16 protein-coding genes are annotated in these 16,642 nt (G+C 60.2%); 8 read left to right on the top strand and 8 right to left on the bottom strand.

Annotated elements, in window-relative coordinates; all coding sequences use genetic code 11:
• Positions 1–318: 318 nt before the first annotated feature.
• The 4 genes from rfbD to prfB all read right to left on the bottom strand — a co-directional run bounded on the left by rfbD (position 319) and on the right by prfB (position 3,980).
• The gene (gene rfbD / locus QZ302_RS04860) at positions 319–1,224 is read right to left on the bottom strand and encodes a dTDP-4-dehydrorhamnose reductase (protein ID WP_294593120.1); all 906 of its coding nucleotides are present in this window, start codon (positions 1,222–1,224) and stop codon (positions 319–321) included.
• A 21-nt stretch (positions 1,225–1,245) separates the two neighbouring features.
• The gene (gene rfbB / locus QZ302_RS04855) at positions 1,246–2,316 is read right to left on the bottom strand and encodes a dTDP-glucose 4,6-dehydratase (RefSeq protein WP_294593117.1); all 1,071 of its coding nucleotides are present in this window, start codon (positions 2,314–2,316) and stop codon (positions 1,246–1,248) included.
• A gap of 110 nt (positions 2,317–2,426) precedes the next feature.
• Positions 2,427–2,852, bottom strand: a complete 426-nt coding sequence (gene mscL / locus QZ302_RS04850) for a large-conductance mechanosensitive channel protein MscL (protein WP_294593115.1) — start codon at positions 2,850–2,852, stop codon at positions 2,427–2,429.
• A 38-nt stretch (positions 2,853–2,890) separates the two neighbouring features.
• Positions 2,891–3,980 (bottom strand): peptide chain release factor 2 gene (prfB, locus tag QZ302_RS04845; RefSeq protein ID WP_294593113.1). Its coding sequence is split into 2 segments (ribosomal slippage): positions 2,891–3,916 and positions 3,918–3,980, totalling 1,089 coding nucleotides; the frame shifts between segments, so codons are not numbered across the junction.
• 7 nt (positions 3,981–3,987) lie between these two features.
• On the opposite strand from prfB, the gene QZ302_RS04840 reads away from it, so the two are divergent.
• A complete protein-coding gene (locus QZ302_RS04840; protein ID WP_294593111.1) occupies positions 3,988–4,218 on the top strand; it encodes a hypothetical protein in 231 nt (76 codons plus the stop codon).
• Here the strand turns inward: QZ302_RS04840 and QZ302_RS04835 are convergent.
• From QZ302_RS04835 to QZ302_RS04820, 4 genes are read right to left on the bottom strand one after another with little or no spacing between them, the layout of a single operon-like run.
• Complete coding sequence (locus tag QZ302_RS04835) at positions 4,185–5,153, bottom strand: hypothetical protein (RefSeq protein WP_294593109.1); 969 nt, start codon at positions 5,151–5,153, stop codon at positions 4,185–4,187. The two genes, QZ302_RS04840 and QZ302_RS04835, sit on opposite strands and share 34 nt — an antisense overlap.
• Before the next feature lie 3 nt (positions 5,154–5,156).
• Positions 5,157–5,666 (bottom strand): dihydrofolate reductase, encoded by a 510-nt coding sequence (locus tag QZ302_RS04830; protein ID WP_294593107.1) that lies wholly within the window; start codon positions 5,664–5,666, stop codon positions 5,157–5,159.
• A 47-nt stretch (positions 5,667–5,713) separates the two neighbouring features.
• A complete protein-coding gene (locus QZ302_RS04825) occupies positions 5,714–6,235 on the bottom strand; it encodes a GtrA family protein (RefSeq protein WP_294593104.1) in 522 nt (173 codons plus the stop codon).
• A gap of 10 nt (positions 6,236–6,245) precedes the next feature.
• On the bottom strand, positions 6,246–6,818 hold the full coding sequence (locus QZ302_RS04820; protein WP_294593101.1) for a DUF3575 domain-containing protein: 573 nt from the start codon (positions 6,816–6,818) through the stop codon (positions 6,246–6,248).
• 53 nt (positions 6,819–6,871) lie between these two features.
• Between QZ302_RS04820 and QZ302_RS04815 the strand changes: the two genes are divergently transcribed.
• From QZ302_RS04815 to QZ302_RS04785, 7 genes are all read left to right on the top strand, one after another.
• Complete coding sequence (locus QZ302_RS04815; RefSeq protein ID WP_294593099.1) at positions 6,872–9,544, top strand: SLBB domain-containing protein; 2,673 nt, start codon at positions 6,872–6,874, stop codon at positions 9,542–9,544.
• Between the two features lie 21 nt (positions 9,545–9,565).
• Positions 9,566–10,867, top strand: coding sequence for a glycosyltransferase N-terminal domain-containing protein (locus QZ302_RS04810; protein ID WP_294593096.1), 1,302 nt, complete (start codon positions 9,566–9,568; stop codon positions 10,865–10,867).
• An 85-nt stretch (positions 10,868–10,952) separates the two neighbouring features.
• Positions 10,953–11,801 (top strand): hypothetical protein, encoded by an 849-nt coding sequence (locus QZ302_RS04805; RefSeq protein ID WP_294593093.1) that lies wholly within the window; start codon positions 10,953–10,955, stop codon positions 11,799–11,801.
• Positions 11,802–11,978: 177 nt separating this feature from the next.
• On the top strand, positions 11,979–13,397 hold the full coding sequence (rpoN, locus tag QZ302_RS04800) for an RNA polymerase factor sigma-54 (RefSeq protein WP_294593090.1): 1,419 nt from the start codon (positions 11,979–11,981) through the stop codon (positions 13,395–13,397).
• An 87-nt stretch (positions 13,398–13,484) separates the two neighbouring features.
• A complete protein-coding gene (locus QZ302_RS04795; protein WP_294593087.1) occupies positions 13,485–15,026 on the top strand; it encodes a hypothetical protein in 1,542 nt (513 codons plus the stop codon).
• Between the two features lie 11 nt (positions 15,027–15,037).
• On the top strand, positions 15,038–15,832 hold the full coding sequence (gene argB, locus QZ302_RS04790) for an acetylglutamate kinase (RefSeq protein ID WP_294593085.1): 795 nt from the start codon (positions 15,038–15,040) through the stop codon (positions 15,830–15,832).
• Positions 15,833–15,845: 13 nt separating this feature from the next.
• The gene (locus tag QZ302_RS04785; RefSeq protein ID WP_294593081.1) at positions 15,846–16,610 is read left to right on the top strand and encodes a biotin--[acetyl-CoA-carboxylase] ligase; all 765 of its coding nucleotides are present in this window, start codon (positions 15,846–15,848) and stop codon (positions 16,608–16,610) included.
• The last annotated feature ends 32 nt before the right edge of the window (positions 16,611–16,642 follow it).

The raw sequence follows: 16,642 nt of genomic DNA, 5'->3' as shown, positions 1-16,642 counted from the left end.
GTCGCCCGCTGGGATTTCAGCTCGATTTTGCTCATCGCAAAACGAGTGAAATCCCTCTTTAAGCGGGCGGGCGACGGATTTTTTGCGCACCACTCTTTTTTCGCGCGCTGGCGGAAATCTTATTCAAACGCGTATTTCGCGTTTGAATGATTTCCTACCCCAACGGTCGCGCGCGGTCGAGCTTTGACCCGCCTAAAACTGCCCTCGGGCCGGGCGGGCCCCACGTCCCGTGGACGGGAAATGCGCCAGCATTTCCACTGGCAGCCTCTACCCCATCCGTCACGCCGCTCACACCGGACGAAACTGTCACGCTGTCAACTACGCCTCAGGCTCCGCAGAATTCAGGCTGCGGACGCACTCGGCTAAGCTCTCGCGCCAATCCGGTACGAGAACGCCGAAAATCGCCCGGATCCGTTCGGTCGACAGCACCGACCACGCCGGTCGAGCTGCCGCTGCCGGATACTCGGCCGTCGTAATGGCACGAACCGCGCAATTCCGTCCCCCCAACCGCATAATCTCCTGCGCAAACTCGCACCAATTCGTCCGACCGCCATTCGTATAATGATACAGCCCGAAACCGGCTGCATCCGGATGCTCGTCGGCAAAAGCGACCATCTCCATAATCGCCGCCGCCAAGTCCCGCGCATAGGTCGGCGTCCCCCACTGATCCGCCACCACGCCCAACTTCGACCGCTCGGCACCCAACCGCAACATCGTCTTTACGAAATTATTCCCGTAGGTGCTATACAGCCACGCCGTCCGCACGACAAAACTCCGATCGTAAGCCAAGGCTGCCGCTTCGCCCGCCAGCTTCGTCCGCCCGTAGACAGACTGCGGACCGGTCGGCTCCTCCTCGGTCAGGGCATGTTCGTCGGCCGGACGAAGCCCGTCGAAGACATAGTCGGTCGAAACCTGTACGAATCCCGCGCCCACCGCCTCGGCGGCAGAAACGAGATTCCGGACAGCCGTAGCATTGAGCAGTTCGGCCCGTTCCGCATCCGACTCGGCCCGATCCACCGCCGTATAGGCCGCCGCATTCACGATCCACTGCGGACGTTCATGCCCGACAAAAGCCTGGACTGCCACCGCATCCGTAATATCCAGTTCCGCGACGTCCGTAAAGACGAACTCGTACCCGTCCCGATACCTCCCAGCACGGTCGATCGCCCGCAATTCGCTCCCCAACTGACCTTTGGAACCCGTAACGATTATCTTTTTCCGCATCGCTCCTTTCATTCTGATTCGTTACCGATTGCCGTACATCTCGGCATAGTACTTTTCGTATGCGCCGCTGGTGATATTATCCATCCACTCCTGGTTGTCCAGATACCATCGGATGGTCTTTTCGATCCCCTCCTCGAACTGCAACGAAGGCTCCCAGCCCAGCTCCTCGTGCAGCTTGGTGGAGTCGATGGCGTACCGTTTGTCATGCCCGGCCCGATCCTGCACGTAGGTGATCAGCCCGTCGGAATGGCCCTCGGGATTCCCCAGCAGGCGGTCGGCGGTGCGGATCATCACTTTGATCAGGTCGATGTTGCGCCACTCGTTGAAACCGCCGATGTTATAGGTCTCTCCGTCCCGCCCCCGGTGAAAGATCGTGTCGATGGCCCGCGCGTGATCCACCACGTAGAGCCAGTCGCGCACGTTTTCGCCCGTCCCGTAAACCGGCAACGGCTTCCCGTGGCGGATGTTATTGATGAACAGCGGGATGAGCTTCTCCGGAAACTGATTGGGGCCGTAGTTGTTGGAGCAGTTCGAAATCACAATCGGCAGGCCGTAGGTATTCCCGAAGGCCCGGACGAAGTGGTCGCTCGACGCCTTGGAGGCGGAGTACGGCGACTGTGGGTCGTAAGCGGTGGTCTCGACGAAGAAGGTGCCGGGGTCGTGCAACGAGCCGTAGACTTCGTCGGTCGAGATGTGGTAGAATCGCTTGCCGGCCATCCCGCCGCCCGCTTCGGAAGACCAGTACTCCCGAGCGGCCTGCAACAAGGCGATTGTCCCCAGTACATTGGTCTGGGCAAAGGCGAAGGGGTCTTTGATCGAGCGGTCTACATGGCTCTCGGCGGCCAGGTGGATAACGCCGTCGATCCGGTGGTCGGCGAAGATCCGACGCAGGTGGTCGATGTCGCAAATGTCGCCTTTGATAAAGTGATAATTCGGACATGCCGAAGCCACGTCTTTCAGGTTCTCCAAATTCCCGGCATAGGTGAGTTTGTCGAGGTTGTAGACCTGATAGTCGGGGTAGTTCTTGCAAAAGAGCCGCACGACGTGCGAGCCGATAAAGCCGGCACCGCCGGTAATCAGTATGTTTCTCACTGTTTTGTATGTTCCTGTGGAGGTGAAATCGCTGAGCGAAGGAACCTCTTTTTTGTCTTTTCGCGAAAAGGTGGAGATCAGTCCCATTGCTTAATGACGTTCGGAGCGATCTATTTATTGTCGTTGCGTGCTTTCAACAGGTCGCGGATCTCGGTCAGGAGCTCCTGATCCTTGGTCGGCGCAACGGGTGCGGCCGGTTCGTCGGCTTTCGCTTTCTCGGTCTTGCTCTTCAGGGTGTTCATCACTTTCACGAGGGCGAAGATGGAGAAGGCGATGATGATGAAGTCGATGATGGTCTGGATGAATTTCCCGTAACCGATCACCACGGCGGGCTCGTCGCCGACGGCTTTTTTCAGGGTGAAAGCGAGGTCGGAGAAGTCGACGCCGCCGAGCAGCACGCCGATCGGGGGCATCATCACGTCGCTGACCAGCGAGCTGACGATCTTGCCGAAAGCGGCACCGATGATGATACCGACGGCCATATCGACCACGTTGCCGCGCATGGCGAATTGCTTGAATTCAGATAACCATTTCATAGCGTTGATGTTTTTTAATCGTTTATTTCCGAACATTTCTATGCCTGACCGCCGAATTCCATCAGGTAGGCTTTGATAAAGTCGTCGATCTCGCCGTCCATGACGCGTTCGACGTCGGAGGTCTGGTGGGAGGTGCGGTGGTCTTTGACGCGGCGGTCGTCGAAGACGTAGCTGCGGATCTGGGAACCCCACTCGATCTTCTTTTTCTGCCCTTCGAGCTCGGCCTGGGCGGCCATGCGTTTCTCCATTTCGAGCTGGTAGAGCTTCGACCGCAGGATGCGCAGGGCGTTCTCCTTGTTCATGATCTGCGAGCGGGTCTCGGTGTTCTCGATGACGATGCCGGTCGGGATGTGGTACAACCGAACCCCGGTCTCGACTTTATTGACGTTCTGTCCCCCTGCGCCGCTGCTGCGGTAGGTGTCCCACTTGATGTCTCCGGCGTTGATGACGATTTCGATGGTGTCGTCCACGGCGGGCGAGACGAAGACGCTCGCAAAGGTGGTCTGCCGCTTGTTGTTGGCGTTGAAGGGCGAGAGCCGTACCATCCGGTGGACGCCGTTTTCGCTCTTGAGGTAGCCGTAGGCGTAGTCGCCGACGAATTCGATCATAGCGGATTTGACGCCGACTTCGTCGCCGTCCTGGATGTCGAGCACTTTGACGGTATAACCGTTCCGTTCGCCCCAGCGGGTGTACATGCGCAGGAGCATCGAGGCCCAGTCCAAGGCTTCGGTACCGCCGGCGCCGGAGTTGATCTCCATAATGGCGCCCATCTTATCTTCCTCGGAACGGAGCATGTTACGCATCTCCAAGGCTTCGATCAGCTTCAGGGCTTTGTCATACGCCGTGTCGAGGTCTTCTTCGGTGGCCGCGCCTTCTTTGATGAATTCGGGAACGAGGTTGAGTTCGTCCATGGCGGTGGCGATGGCGTCGTAGTCCACGACCCACGATTTGATGGAGGCCACTTTCTTCAGTTGTGCCTGGGCGCGCTCGGCGTCGTCCCAAAAGTCGGGGGCGAGGGTGGCGGCCTCTTCTTTCTTTAACTCCAGACGTTTGCCGTCCAGGTCAAAGATGCCTCCTCAGCGCATCCTGGCGCCTTACAAGCTCTTTAATTTGTTCTGTGGTAATCATTTGTATTTTGTTGTTTGTTCTTTATCGTTCTGCCGGGCGGGGTTCGAAGTGTCCCGCCCCGGGCTACCGCGAGAGGACCAATGGCGGGTTGGAGGGTGTCGGCAGCAATGGGCTCAACTGGGCTTCTACGGATATCGAGCCGAATGCGGTGTTCTTGTTTTTCCGTCCACACGATCTCTATCCGAACTATGCCAGTTACCGGGCTCACGGTCTTCTGTTGCGTTGCCTCTCGGAATAAACGGGGCGACAACGGCGTTCCCACAACCGCAGCGTCCAGACAACCGCCATCGCCATAATCACCCGCGGAACCAGCAGCCAGAATAACCCCAAACCCAAAGTAAAATAGAGCAACGTATCCTCCAGCGTCGAGTGCGTCATCGCCGCATGGGCGTTCAGCAGCCGTGCGTCGCGTCGCGCGATCCGCCCCGACTCCACCTCGTCGATCATCACCGAAGCGCCGTAGGCCAATCCCAACGTATTGAGCACGATCCAAAGAAAGGCGCAATCGCGCGAAAGGCCGAAAATCCGCATGACCGATGCCATCGGCAACGTCAGGTGGTCGATCAGCGAAAATTCCCGCAAAATCCGTTGCAGCACATTCAGGCTGACGATCATCGCCAGCATCAGCGGGAAAAGCCGGGCCTGCGTCAGCGCCCAGTTCCGCAAGATCGCTCCGAACGACAGCTCGCCTGCCTCGCGATGCTCCAACAGGAGCCTCCCCGTAAAATCCGCCGGCAGAATCCGATTCAATATCCATGCCGTAAAGATCGCCATCGTCAGCCGCAAAGCAGCCATCCCCCACCCAGACCGGCAACCCGAACGACGCTGAACCACCGACTCCACGATCAGGTTATGGGCAATCAGCGTCATCACCGCCACGATCGTCACGCTCCGAAAATCGAGATTCAACGTCCCCATCACGCCGATCGCCGCATAGATCGAAGTCAAAGTAGCCGTCAGAAAAGTCAGCACCCCCTCGCCGTCGAGCCCGATGTAGGAGAAAGCCGGCGTCAGCCACCGCGAGATCGTCCCGATCACCCCCAGCCACTGCAACACCGCCACACCGAACGTAATCGGCAACATCATCTTCACCAGCCACCACCAGGTACGCACACCGGCCTGCACGCCCTGCACCAGGCAGCCGAGCGCCCGAAATTTCAATGCCTGTTGCATGCTCTACTGTCGTTTGATACGAAGATAGTCGATAAATTCGAATCCCGGAACCGATCCGTCGAGGGCCGCCGGATGAGCCTCGCGCCACACTTCGCGCCACTCCTCGGGCCGCACCTCCGGAAAGTAAGTGTCTCCCTCCGGCCGGGCCGCGATGCGGGTGAGGTAGAGTTTGTCGGCCAACGGCATGGTTTGGCGGTAGATTTCGCCGCCGCCGATAACGAAGAGCTCCTCGTCGGAGTCGGCATACCGCGCAAAAGCCTCTTCCGGCGAAGCCACGACCACCACCCCGTCCGGCACACGGAAATCCGCCGCCCGGCGCGTCACGACGATGTTAGTACGATTCGGCAAGGGCCGTCCGCCGAGCGATTCGAAGGTCTTGCGCCCCATCACCACCGGATGGCCCGTCGTGATGCACTTGAACCGCGCGAGGTCTTCGCGCAGATGCCACGGCATCCGGCCGTCGCAACCGATAACGCCGTTTTCGGCAACTGCTACGATAAGGGAGAGAATCATACCCGAAGTGTCGTTCTGAATGTTTCGGCAAAGGTAAGGAATCTCCGTCATTCCGCCTCCCCGGCCGGTTCGTCCGACGACGGACAACGGTGGGTGCGGAAGGTATAAAACCGCTGGGCCAGATAGCTGAAGAGGGTGGTGACGACCTGCAAGGCGGCATACGACAGCGAAGGATAGCATCCCAGCACATCCACCAACAGTTTCAGTCCGAAATAGTTGATGGCGATATTGACCCCGACCACCTGGGCATAGCGAAAGAGCTGTTTGGCGCCGTGCACCTGCGAGCGGTCGAAGGCCACTTTCCGCACCAGCCAGAATCCGGTGAAAAAGGTGATGACGAAAGCGATCAGAAAGGCGAGAATCGGGGCCGAGACGGTGACGATGCCGAAATCGGTGTCCCGTTTGCCGAGCACATAATTGAAGCAGAACCAGTAGAGTACCAGATTGAAGAGCAGGTTCAGCCCCCCTACGAACGCATACCGGAAAGTCTCCTGGGGCACGAACCGCCGCAAGGGTTTGAGATAGAAAAGGTCGGCCAGTCTGGCGACGAATCCGTGTATAGCCGTCAAAACCATCGATTTATTCGCTCTTGCGCCCCATCCCCAGCCGGTAGACGAAGGTCACCCCCGCTTTGTAAGGAATCCACTCGCCGCTCGCGTTCCAGTCCGCATAATGCTGTCCGGTGGTCCGATCCACGCCGTAGTACCAGCCGTAGTGCCAGCCGCCGCCGACATAGAAGTCCATCCCCCACCGCCGCGCGATATCGATCTGCCCCCCCAGCGTAAGCCCGATACATGTCCCGTAACCATGCTGCACGTCGGTTTTCGGGTGATCCCACTTGCTCACCTCGTACCAGTCGTACGAGACATATGCCCCGACATAAAATCCCCGGAAAGCCTGTTTGGGATAGAAACGCACCTCGGGAATCACCTGCACCCCCTTCATCGGCCGCCCTTTGACGCTCTCCCACGGCGACCAGACGACATCGCCGTTGAAAGTGAACCGGTTGCCGAGCCGTGTCTCGACCGCCATATGGGGCACCCCCACGGCCCAATACAAGGCGTTCCACTTCAAAGCCGTGCCCTGGGCCGCCGACCGGGCGACACACATCGCCAGAAAAAGAAAAACCGAAACCGCAATTTTACGCCGCATAAATCGTTGGTTTAACACACCAAAGATAGCATAAAATATTATCTTTGCCGAAAATGGTAATTTTATCGATGAAGTGGCACCTGTTTTTGGCCTCCGTACTGGGCGGCGGCATGATATGGGCGACCGGCCTGTCCACGGCTTCGGCCCAAAACCGCGAAATCACGCCGGAGATGATCCGGCAGGCGCAGGCGGCGGGCTATAACCCCGATCTGCGCGAGGGGCTGGAGGGGCTCGGGGACTTGGAAAAGCTGAAAAACAAAGTTTCGTCGGCCACCAAGAACTCCACGACCGACAAGGGAAAACTGGACAAGCAATCGACTACGACCGACCGGACGCGAAAGGATTCCGACCTGAAAAATCTGGAGTACGACCGGCGGAACAACGGGGTGGATACCCGCGGGACGGAGTATCGGCGGGAGCAGGAGCGACAGAACGACTACCGGGTGCGTACCATCCGGGATCAGGACGGGAATCTGGTGGACGCCGAGACGGGCGAGATTTTCGAGACGGCGGACGGCACGGTGACGGCGGCCGGGAAACAGAATATGACGGCGGGGAACAGGACGGTGACCGACCCGCGGCTGGACGCCTCGGGCAAGCTGACGCCGGAGGAGGAGCAGCGGCTCAAAGATGCCGAAAAACGGATACAGGACTCGGTTTTGCGGAACAGCGTCTTCGGGCGGGAGATTTTCTCGGCCCGGAACCTCACTTTCGCGCCGACCTATAACCTGCCCACGCCGGCCAATTATGTACTGGCGGGGGGCGACCAGCTCTTCATCGACCTCTGGGGAGATGCGGAGGCCAATTACGACCTGAAGGTGAGCCCGGACGGAATCATCGCCATCCCGGACGCCGGGGTGGTACAGGTGGGGGGACTCACGATCGAGGCGGCGGAAAAACGGATCCGGAACAAGCTGGCGAAATCGATCTCGGGGCTCAACGACGGCTCGGTGCAGCTCAAACTGTCGTTAGGCAACATCCGCTCGATCAAGGTCAACATCATCGGAGAGGCGTCGATGCCGGGGACTTACACGCTGCCGTCGCTGGCCACGCTGTTCAACGCGCTGTACGAGGCGGGAGGGGTGAGCGACATCGGCTCGCTGCGGAGCATCAAACTGATCCGAGGAAATAAACAGGTGGCCGAGCTCGACGTCTACGACTACCTGCTGGGTGGAAAGCAGGAGGTGAACGTGGGGTTGCAGGACAACGACATGATCGTGGTGCAGCCGTACGAAAACTTAGTCAAAGTGACGGGGAAGGTGAAGCGGCCGCGGATCTATGAGCTCAAAAAAGGCGAGACGGCGGCCAATCTGCTGGACTACGTCGGGGGGTTCATGGGGGAGGCTTATAAGGACAACCTGACAGTAAACCGCAAGTCGGGCCGGATGATGAGCGTGCACAGCGTGCCGGCGGAAGATTTTGCGATATTCGCCATGGCCGACGGCGACAGTGTGGCGGTGGGTGAGGTGATCCGGCAGTATGCCAATCGGGTGACGATCGACGGGGCGGTGTGGCGGCCGGGAGACTACGAACTGGGCGACAGCGTGACCACGCTGCGCCAACTGATCGAACGGGCGGAAGGGATTCGCGGCGACGCGTTGACGAGTCGGGCGCAAATCGTGCGGCTCAACGACGACTACACGTTCACCGTGGAGGCGATCGACCTGCGGGGGGTGCTGGACGGGACGGCGGCAGACATCCGGCTCCGACCGGAGGACCTGGTGCGGATTCCGTCGATCAACTCGCTGCGCGAAGGGTACACCATCGAAGTGAAAGGCGAGGTGAATACGCCGCAAACGCTGCTCTACCGCGACAATATGACCATCGAGGATGCCATTCTGATGGCCAACGGGCTCAAGGAGTCGGCTTCATTGTCCCGGATCGAGGTGGCCCGGCGGGTGAAAAACCCCAACTCGACGGAGCAGTCGGATCGGATCGCGGAACTCTTCCAGTTCAACATTCCGGCCGACCTGGGGCTTTCTTCCGAAACCGCATCTTTCAAATTACAGCCGTTCGACCAAATCTACATCCGTCGGTCGCCGGGGTATAACGAACAGACCAGCGTATTTGCGCAGGGCGAGTTGCTCTTCGACGGCGAATACGTGCTCTCGACCAACAACGACCGGCTGAGCGATCTGGTGGCCAAGGCGGGGGGCTTGACGACGGAGGCTTATGCGCCGGGAGCTTACCTGAAGCGGAAGCTGACCGAGGAGCGCTTGGCCCGGTTGGAGACGCTGGCCGACCTCTCGGCCCGGGGACGCTCGGCGACGGGGGACACCATCGTGCTGAAACAGATGGAGGTGGGAGACTACTTCCCGATCGCTATCGACCTGCCGGCCGCGCTGGCCAATCCGGACGGACTGGACAATCTGGTACTGGAGGACGGCGACATTCTGATGGTGCCGAAGTTCAACAACACGGTGACGATCAGCGGCGCAGTGCTCTATCCGTGTACTGTCACCTACGTCGAGGGACAAAAGATCAGAGACTACATCGCTCGGGGCGGCGGATATGCCGACCGGGCCAAGAAGCGGCCTTTCGTGATCTACGCCAACGGGCTGCCGGACGCCAAGCGGGGCGGCAAGTGGCCGAAGGTGGAGCCGGGGTGCGAGATCGTCATCCCCTCGAAACCGCCGAAGGGGCGCGGGATGAGCGCGGCCGAGGTGATGGGGTTGATGACCAATACGGTTTCGATGGCAGCGATGCTGACCTCGATTATCAAGTAACCACTCGGATCGGATTAGACCGTGAAATACCTGTATAACTGTTCCATACGCGCTTTCAGCCTGGCCATCGCGCTGGCCGCGCCGTTCCACCGGAAAGCACGGCTTTTGTGGCGGGGACGGAGGGGCTTGTTGCGGCGGATCGAGCGGGCGGAAGTTGCGGCTTTTTCGGCGGGAGAAGGCTTGCAGACCATATGGGTGCACTGTGCTTCGCTCGGGGAGTTCGAGCAGGGGAGGCCGCTGATCGAGGCGATTCGGGCGAAACATCCGGTCGGAACGCCGGATTACCGGCGGATCGTACTGACTTTCTATTCGCCGTCGGGGTACGAGATCCGGAAAGATTACCCGCTGGCGGACGCCATCTACTACCTGCCGGCGGATACGCCGCGGAACGCACGGCGATTCGTGGCGGCGGTGAGGCCGGAACAGGCCGTTTTCGTCAAGTATGAATACTGGTACAACTACCTCTCGGCGCTGCGGGATTTCGGGGCGAAGAGTTGTGTAGTGTCGGCGATTTTTCGTCCGGACACCGTTTTTTTCCGGAAGAATGCCATGGGGAGGTTCATGCGCCGGACGATCGGGCTGCTCGACCGGTTTTTCGTCCAGAACGACGATTCGGCACGATTGTTGGGTTCGATCGGATTCGGGCCGGAGCGGGTGACGGTGAGCGGAGACACGCGGTTCGACCGGGTCGTGGCATTGGCCGATTCGGCGGCGGCGCGGGAAATGCCGTGGGTGGAGGCTTTCGTGGAGGGCGTTCAGGAGCCGGTGATGGTCTGCGGCAGCACGTGGGGGCCGGACGAGGAGATATTGCTCGAACTGATGCACGCACGGCCGGAGATGAAGTTCATCGTGGCGCCGCACGAGCTGGATTCGGCACGGATCGACGCCCTGATCGACAGGAGCGGGCGGAAAGGCGTGCGCTACACGCATTTGACCGCGTCTGACGATGGGTCGACGGAAATTTTGCGGGAGGCCACATTATTGGTGATCGACACGATCGGGATGCTGTCGGGCGTTTATCGATACGGACAGCTGGCCTATATCGGCGGAGGATTCGGACGGGGGATACACAACACGTTGGAGGCGGCGACATGGGGGATGCCGGTGCTCTTCGGGCCGAAATACGAAGCTTTTGCCGAGGCGGTGGAGCTGGTGGCTTTAGGAGTGGCGGCCTCTGTGTCGGGGGCGGAGGAGTTGAAGGCGACCGTGGCGGCGTGGGTGGGCGATCCGGAGACGCTGCAGAGGCGGGGAGGATCGGCAGGGGAATATGTCCGAAGCCGGGCGGGGGCGACCCGAAAGATACTCGACGCGCTGGGCATGTGACCGAGACGCTCGCCGAAGGGGCGGCAATTTTGTCAGTAATTCTGAAATCACTACATTTGCTCACGTAATAAACCAGTTACGCGCTATGTCAAGATTCATCATACGATTCGCTCTTCCGGCACTGATGCTCGGAGGAGTCGTTCTTTTCTCCTCCATCGAGGAGCTCCCGGCCCGGAACCGGCGGGCGGCGCGGCAGCGGGCCGAAGCGCTCAGCTACCAGCAGGCCGGAGGGGTGGCACCCAAGAAAGGCGAATGGGTCGACCCGAACGCCACGGTAGTGCGGGGAACGCCGCGGGCACAGCTCAATCCGTCGGGACGGCTCGTCTGCAACCTCTCGGAACGGCGGGCCGAGCTGCAACGACAGGTCGATATGCTCGGGGCCGAGCTCCGGACGGCACGCGGGCCGAGGGCACGGAAAATCACCAAAGAGCTGGCGGAACTGGCGGATCAGATCGCGGTGCTGGATCGGAAACTCGAATCGCTGCCTCAGGAGCGTACCTTTTCCGACATCTACTCCAGCGGACGGTCGTTCCGGCACTTCGTCGATTCGCTCGTAGACCTGCGGATCCAGGAAGAGGGATATGTGAAAGGGACGGGTGAGGTGACCGCTACCGAAAGCTATGTCGCACCGACTCAGACGGCACAGGCGGCGATTCCGGCCGAATCCAGAATCGTCTTCCGGATTCAGGTGGGACTCACGGCGAGACCGAGCGAAGATACCTACTCCGACGTACAGGGGATTCGGATGGTGCGCAGACCGGACGGGAAATACGCCTACTACTACGGCGCCTATCCGACCCATGCGGAGGCACAGGCGGCTTGCCGGCGCTTCCGGGCGACCCATCCGCGGTATCGGGACGCCTTCGTGGTGGCATTGCAGGGGGGGCAGCGGATCAGCGTGCAGGAGGCGATGCGCCTGACCGGAGGGATGTAGCGAGGCGGGAGCGGGCCTGCGTGACAGGCACACCTTTTTTCCATTCCCGGCGAAAAATTCCGATCGCCGCTCGTCCACACGAAACGAGCGGCGATTTTCATAGAAAGAAATCAGCCCGAAAATCCTTACATTTGCCTGAATTACCGTTTATACGCAGCTAACCACAACCTACTTTTTATGGCGGCCATCAGTCAAAGTTTAGAACAGAAACTCCAACAGCGGCTCTCGCCTCAACAGATACAAGGCATCAAGCTGCTGGAGCTGCCCACGCTCCAGCTCGAACAGCGCGTCAAACAGGAGATCGAGGAGAACCCCGTGCTCGAAGAGGAGGAGCGCGAACCCGAAACAGACGAAGCGCAACTCACGCTGGAAGACTACCTCCGGAACGAGGAGAGCGCCGCATCGTATAAACTCAAAGTCAACAACACCTCCAAGGACGACGACAGACGGTCGCCCACCTTGTCGCAGGGGATGTCCCTCCAGGATTTCCTGATCGAACAGCTCGCCTACCACGACCTCGACGAGCGCGAAATGACCATTGCCCGATTCATTATCGGAACGCTCGACGACGACGGCTACCTGAGGCGGCCCGTCGCCTCGATCGCCGATGACATCGCGTTTACACAGGGGATCGAGGTGACCGAGCAGGAGGTGGAACGGATCGTAGGCGTCATCCAGATGCTCGATCCGGCGGGGATCGGGGCGCGGAACCTCGGCGAGTGTCTCATTATCCAGCTCCGGGCCTTGCGCGAGCAGACACCGGCCGTGAAGCTGGCCATTGCGATTCTTTCCGACCACTACGACGCTTTCCTGAAGAAGCACTACGAACGGATGATCCGGCGGTTAGGGGTGACCGAAGAGGAGTTCCGGGCGGCGCTGGAGGAGATCATGCACCTCAACCCGAAGCCCACCAACGGATATGCCGACGAGAGCTCGGCCGCCTCGCCCAACATCATTCCCGACTTCCTGCTCGACTACAACAACGGCAACTTCGACCTCCAGCTCGCCTCGCGGAGCGTGCCCGACCTGAAGATCAACAGCGGCTACCTGCGGATGGCGGAGCGGGCTCTGAACACCTCGGAACAGAGCGAGGCGGACAAAGAGGCCTTGCAGTTTATCAAACAGAAGATCGAGTCGGCCAAATGGTTCATCTCGGCCCTCAAGCAGCGACAGGAGACCCTGATGAAGACCATGCGGGCTATCCTCCACTTCCAGCACGACTTCTTCATCGAAGGCGACGAAGCCAAGCTCCGGCCGATGATCCTCAAAGACATCGCCGACGCCACGGGATTCGACATCTCGACCATCTCGCGGGTGGTCAACAGCAAGTATATCCAGACCCATTTCGGCGTCTTTCTGCTGAAATACTTCTTCTCGGAAGGGCTGCTCACCGAGAGCGGCGAAGAGGTCTCCACGCGCGAAATCAAACGCATACTGGCCGAAGCGATCGAGGGCGAGGACAAGCGCGACCCGCTGACCGACGAGGCCTTAATGGATACCCTGACGGCCAAAGGATACAAGATCGCCCGACGGACGGTGGCCAAGTACCGCGAGATGCTCGGCATTCCGGCTTCGCGGCTCAGGAAAGAGCTGTAACCGGCTTCCACACCTTTGGGGCCGTCGACCACTCGTAAAACAGCTACCTTTTTATAACCCCGGCGCACGATGCGCCCCTCTGTCGATATGAAAAACTACATCCGCTACGCTTTCGGACTGGCCCTGCTGGTCGTCCTGATGACCGTCGGACTGAACTATATTCCCGAGAACGCGGTTCGCGCTGTCGGGCTCAAACCCGTCGATATCCTGGCCGACCTCAACGAGGGGAACACCGTCGCGAACCTCGACCAGCTGGTGGGCGAAACCGAAGCCGGACGACGGCCGGAGGGGGGCGAATACGTAGCCCGTTCGGTGTCGGAACCGGACACCGTCGCTTCGGCGGCGGGCGACAGCACACGGGCGGTGAGCACCATCTTCGTAGAGCCGGAACCGGAGCCGGAGGAGACGGGGCGGGCGGCGGATACGACCCGTACCCTTTTCGACACCGCTTTGCCGAGCGTGACGGCCCCTGCCGACACGACGGCTGCCGAGGAGCGGGCGGGCGCGACGACGACACAAACCGCGCAACCGACACAGGGGGTGATTCCGATCATGGACTACTCGTCCGACGGGAATATGCTGCGCAATTTCATGGGAAAACTCGGCCGGACGCGCCAGATGCGGCGGCCGGTGCGGATCGGCTTCATGGGCGACTCGTTCATTGAGGGCGACCTGCTCACTTCGGACTTCCGCGAGTTGATGCAGACCCGATACGGGGGCGGAGGGGTCGGCTTCGTGCCCATTACTTCGCAGGTCGCGGGCTTCCGCCAGACGGTGGGACACAAGTTCGGCAAATGGAAACAGAGCTCGATCGTCAATAACAAATCGGGCGCCTACACCATCTCGGCTTTCCGCTACACTCCCTCGGAAGACAGCTACGTGGAGTACAAGGGCTCGTCCAACAAGAAACACCTCGACCGGTTCCGGCGGGCGCGGCTGCTCTTCATCAGCAAAGGACAGTCGGTGGTGCGGGCGACGGTCAACGGCGAACGGGAGTTCCTGCTCAACACCGAGCCTTCGGAGGCGTTGCAGGAGATGACCATCGACGAAGATATCCGGACGATCCGCTACTCGGTCAACGACGTCGAAGGTTTTACGGCCTACGGGGTCTTTCTGGAGAATCCGACGGGCGTCTGCGTCGACAACTTCTCGGTGCGGGGCAATCCGGGGACGGTCATGGGGCGGATCAACCCGACGCTCACGAGCCAGTTCGGCAACCTCTCTCCCTACGACCTGATCATCCTGCAATACGGCCTGAACGTGGTATCGAGCCAGGTGACGGACTATTCGACCTACCGCAAACAGATGGCTGCGGTGGTGAACCACATCAAACGGTGTTTCCCGGGGGTGGCGATTCTGATCATGAGCGTGGGCGACCGGGCGACGCGGGACAACGGAGCGTTCGTCACGATGCCGGGCATTCGCGCGATGGTCTCCACTCAGGAAGAGGTGGCCAAGGAGTGCGGAGTACTGTTCTGGAACACCTACGACGCGATGCGGGCGGCGGGCGGCATGGGCGCTTTCGTCAAGAACGGATGGGCGGCCAAGGACTATACGCACATCTCGGCACGGGGCGGCAAGAAGATCGCCACGGCCCTCTACGACGCATTCCAGGCGACAGGAAAGTAATGGTAACGACGATGGAAACACTGAAAGTCATTAAGATCGGCGGAAACGTGGTCGATCATCCGGAGAAATTACAGCAGTTTTTGCGCGACTTCGCGACGCTCGAAGGGCACAAAGTGCTGGTACACGGCGGGGGCAAAGTGGCGACGGCCATAGCGCGGGGGCTCGGCATCGAAGCGCAGATGATCGACGGGAGGCGGGTGACCGATGCCGAAATGTTGCGCATCGTCACGATGGTCTACGCAGGCTTGATTAACAAAAATATTGTGGCTGCTTTGCAGGAGGAGAGGTGCAACGCGCTGGGGCTCTGCGGGGCGGACGGAGGGCTGATCCGTTCGAAACGGCGGCCGGTGACTGCGAAGGGGATAGACTACGGCTTTGTGGGCGATCCGACCGATTTCAACCTCGACACCGCTGCGACGCTGATCGAGGGAGGTTTGGTACCGGTCGTGGCGCCGATTACCTTCGACGCAGATTCGGAAACAGGGGGCGGTTTGCTCAACACCAATGCCGACACGGTGGCGCAGGCGGTGGCGGTGGGGCTGGCGAAACGGTATGCCGTCGAGCTGGTCTACTGCTTCGAAAAGCGGGGTGTGCTCAAGGATGTGGAGGACGACAATTCGGTGATCTCCGGCATCGACCCGGCACTCTACGAACGGCTCAAGGCCGACGGGGTGGTGGCGGACGGGATGCTGCCGAAGCTCGACAACGCCTTTACGGCCATCCGGTCGGGGGTGAAAAGCGTGGTGATCTGCGCTGCCGAGCGGCTGACGCTGCCGGGCTACGGGGGGACGACACTGACCCTTTGATCGACGGGAGGAGATGGAGTATCGGATTGTTCGGTTAGAGGAGGTCACCTCGACGAACGACGTGGCGATGGCTTCGCCCGCTTCGTATCGCGAGGGGACGATCATCACGGCGCGGCGCCAGACGGCGGGACGGGGCCAGCGGGGGAATCGCTGGGTGAGCGAACCGGGGATGAACCTGATGTTTTCGTTGGTACTGGAGCCGACGCACATACCGGTCGAACGGCAGTTCCGGATTAGCGAAGCAGCGGCGCTGGCGGCGAGCGATGCGGTGCGGAGGGTGACACGGGGGGCGGTGGCGTGCGATATCAAGTGGCCGAACGATCTCTATGTCGGCGACCGGAAGCTCGGCGGGATCCTGATCGAGCACTCTCTCCAAAGCGAATACCTGAGCCGGTCGGTGATCGGCATCGGCATCAACGTGCGGCAACGGGAGTTCGACCCTTCGCTGCCCAATCCGACTTCGATCGCCAACGAGTTGCCGCCGGATGCGGCGCCGGTCGCTCCGGACGAGCTGTTGGCTGCGTTTTGCGAGGCTTTTTCGCTGTGTTTTGCACAAGTGGGGACGGATGCCGGGTGCAAGGCTTTACACGCCGATTTTACGGCCCGTTTGTGGCGGGGGAAGGCTCGGGAGAGCTATCCTTATCGCGATGTCGCTTCGGGCGAGCGGTTTGAGGCGAAGGTGGCGGGGGTGGACGCGGATACCGGAGAGCTGATTCTGCGCCTCTTTTCGGACGAAATCCGACGATACTGGTTCAAGGAGGTCGAAGCGATCTTTTAATTGCAAAATCGGGGCTCTATTCCGGAAGGAAT

It is taken from the genome of uncultured Rikenella sp. (assembly GCF_910579375.1).
Classification (GTDB): domain Bacteria; phylum Bacteroidota; class Bacteroidia; order Bacteroidales; family Rikenellaceae; genus Rikenella.
The sequence above is the reverse complement of the archived record's forward strand: the minus strand, read 5'-3'. Positions and strand labels throughout refer to the sequence as shown.

Bases quoted from the DNA above. Each gene is read 5' to 3' on its own strand.
- rfbD (WP_294593120.1), bottom strand. From the start codon at position 1,224: ATGCGGAAAAAGATAATCGTTACGGGTTCCAAAGGTCAGTTGGGGAGC.
- mscL (WP_294593115.1), bottom strand. From the start codon at position 2,852: ATGAAATGGTTATCTGAATTCAAGCAATTCGCCATGCGCGGCAACGTG.
- QZ302_RS04835 (WP_294593109.1), bottom strand. From the start codon at position 5,153: ATGCAACAGGCATTGAAATTTCGGGCGCTCGGCTGCCTGGTGCAGGGC.
- QZ302_RS04830 (WP_294593107.1), bottom strand. From the start codon at position 5,666: ATGATTCTCTCCCTTATCGTAGCAGTTGCCGAAAACGGCGTTATCGGT.
- QZ302_RS04820 (WP_294593101.1), bottom strand. From the start codon at position 6,818: ATGCGGCGTAAAATTGCGGTTTCGGTTTTTCTTTTTCTGGCGATGTGT.
- QZ302_RS04815 (WP_294593099.1), top strand. From the start codon at position 6,872: ATGGTAATTTTATCGATGAAGTGGCACCTGTTTTTGGCCTCCGTACTG.
- QZ302_RS04805 (WP_294593093.1), top strand. From the start codon at position 10,953: ATGTCAAGATTCATCATACGATTCGCTCTTCCGGCACTGATGCTCGGA.
- rpoN (WP_294593090.1), top strand. From the start codon at position 11,979: ATGGCGGCCATCAGTCAAAGTTTAGAACAGAAACTCCAACAGCGGCTC.
- QZ302_RS04795 (WP_294593087.1), top strand. From the start codon at position 13,485: ATGAAAAACTACATCCGCTACGCTTTCGGACTGGCCCTGCTGGTCGTC.
- argB (WP_294593085.1), top strand. From the start codon at position 15,038: ATGGAAACACTGAAAGTCATTAAGATCGGCGGAAACGTGGTCGATCAT.
- QZ302_RS04785 (WP_294593081.1), top strand. From the start codon at position 15,846: ATGGAGTATCGGATTGTTCGGTTAGAGGAGGTCACCTCGACGAACGAC.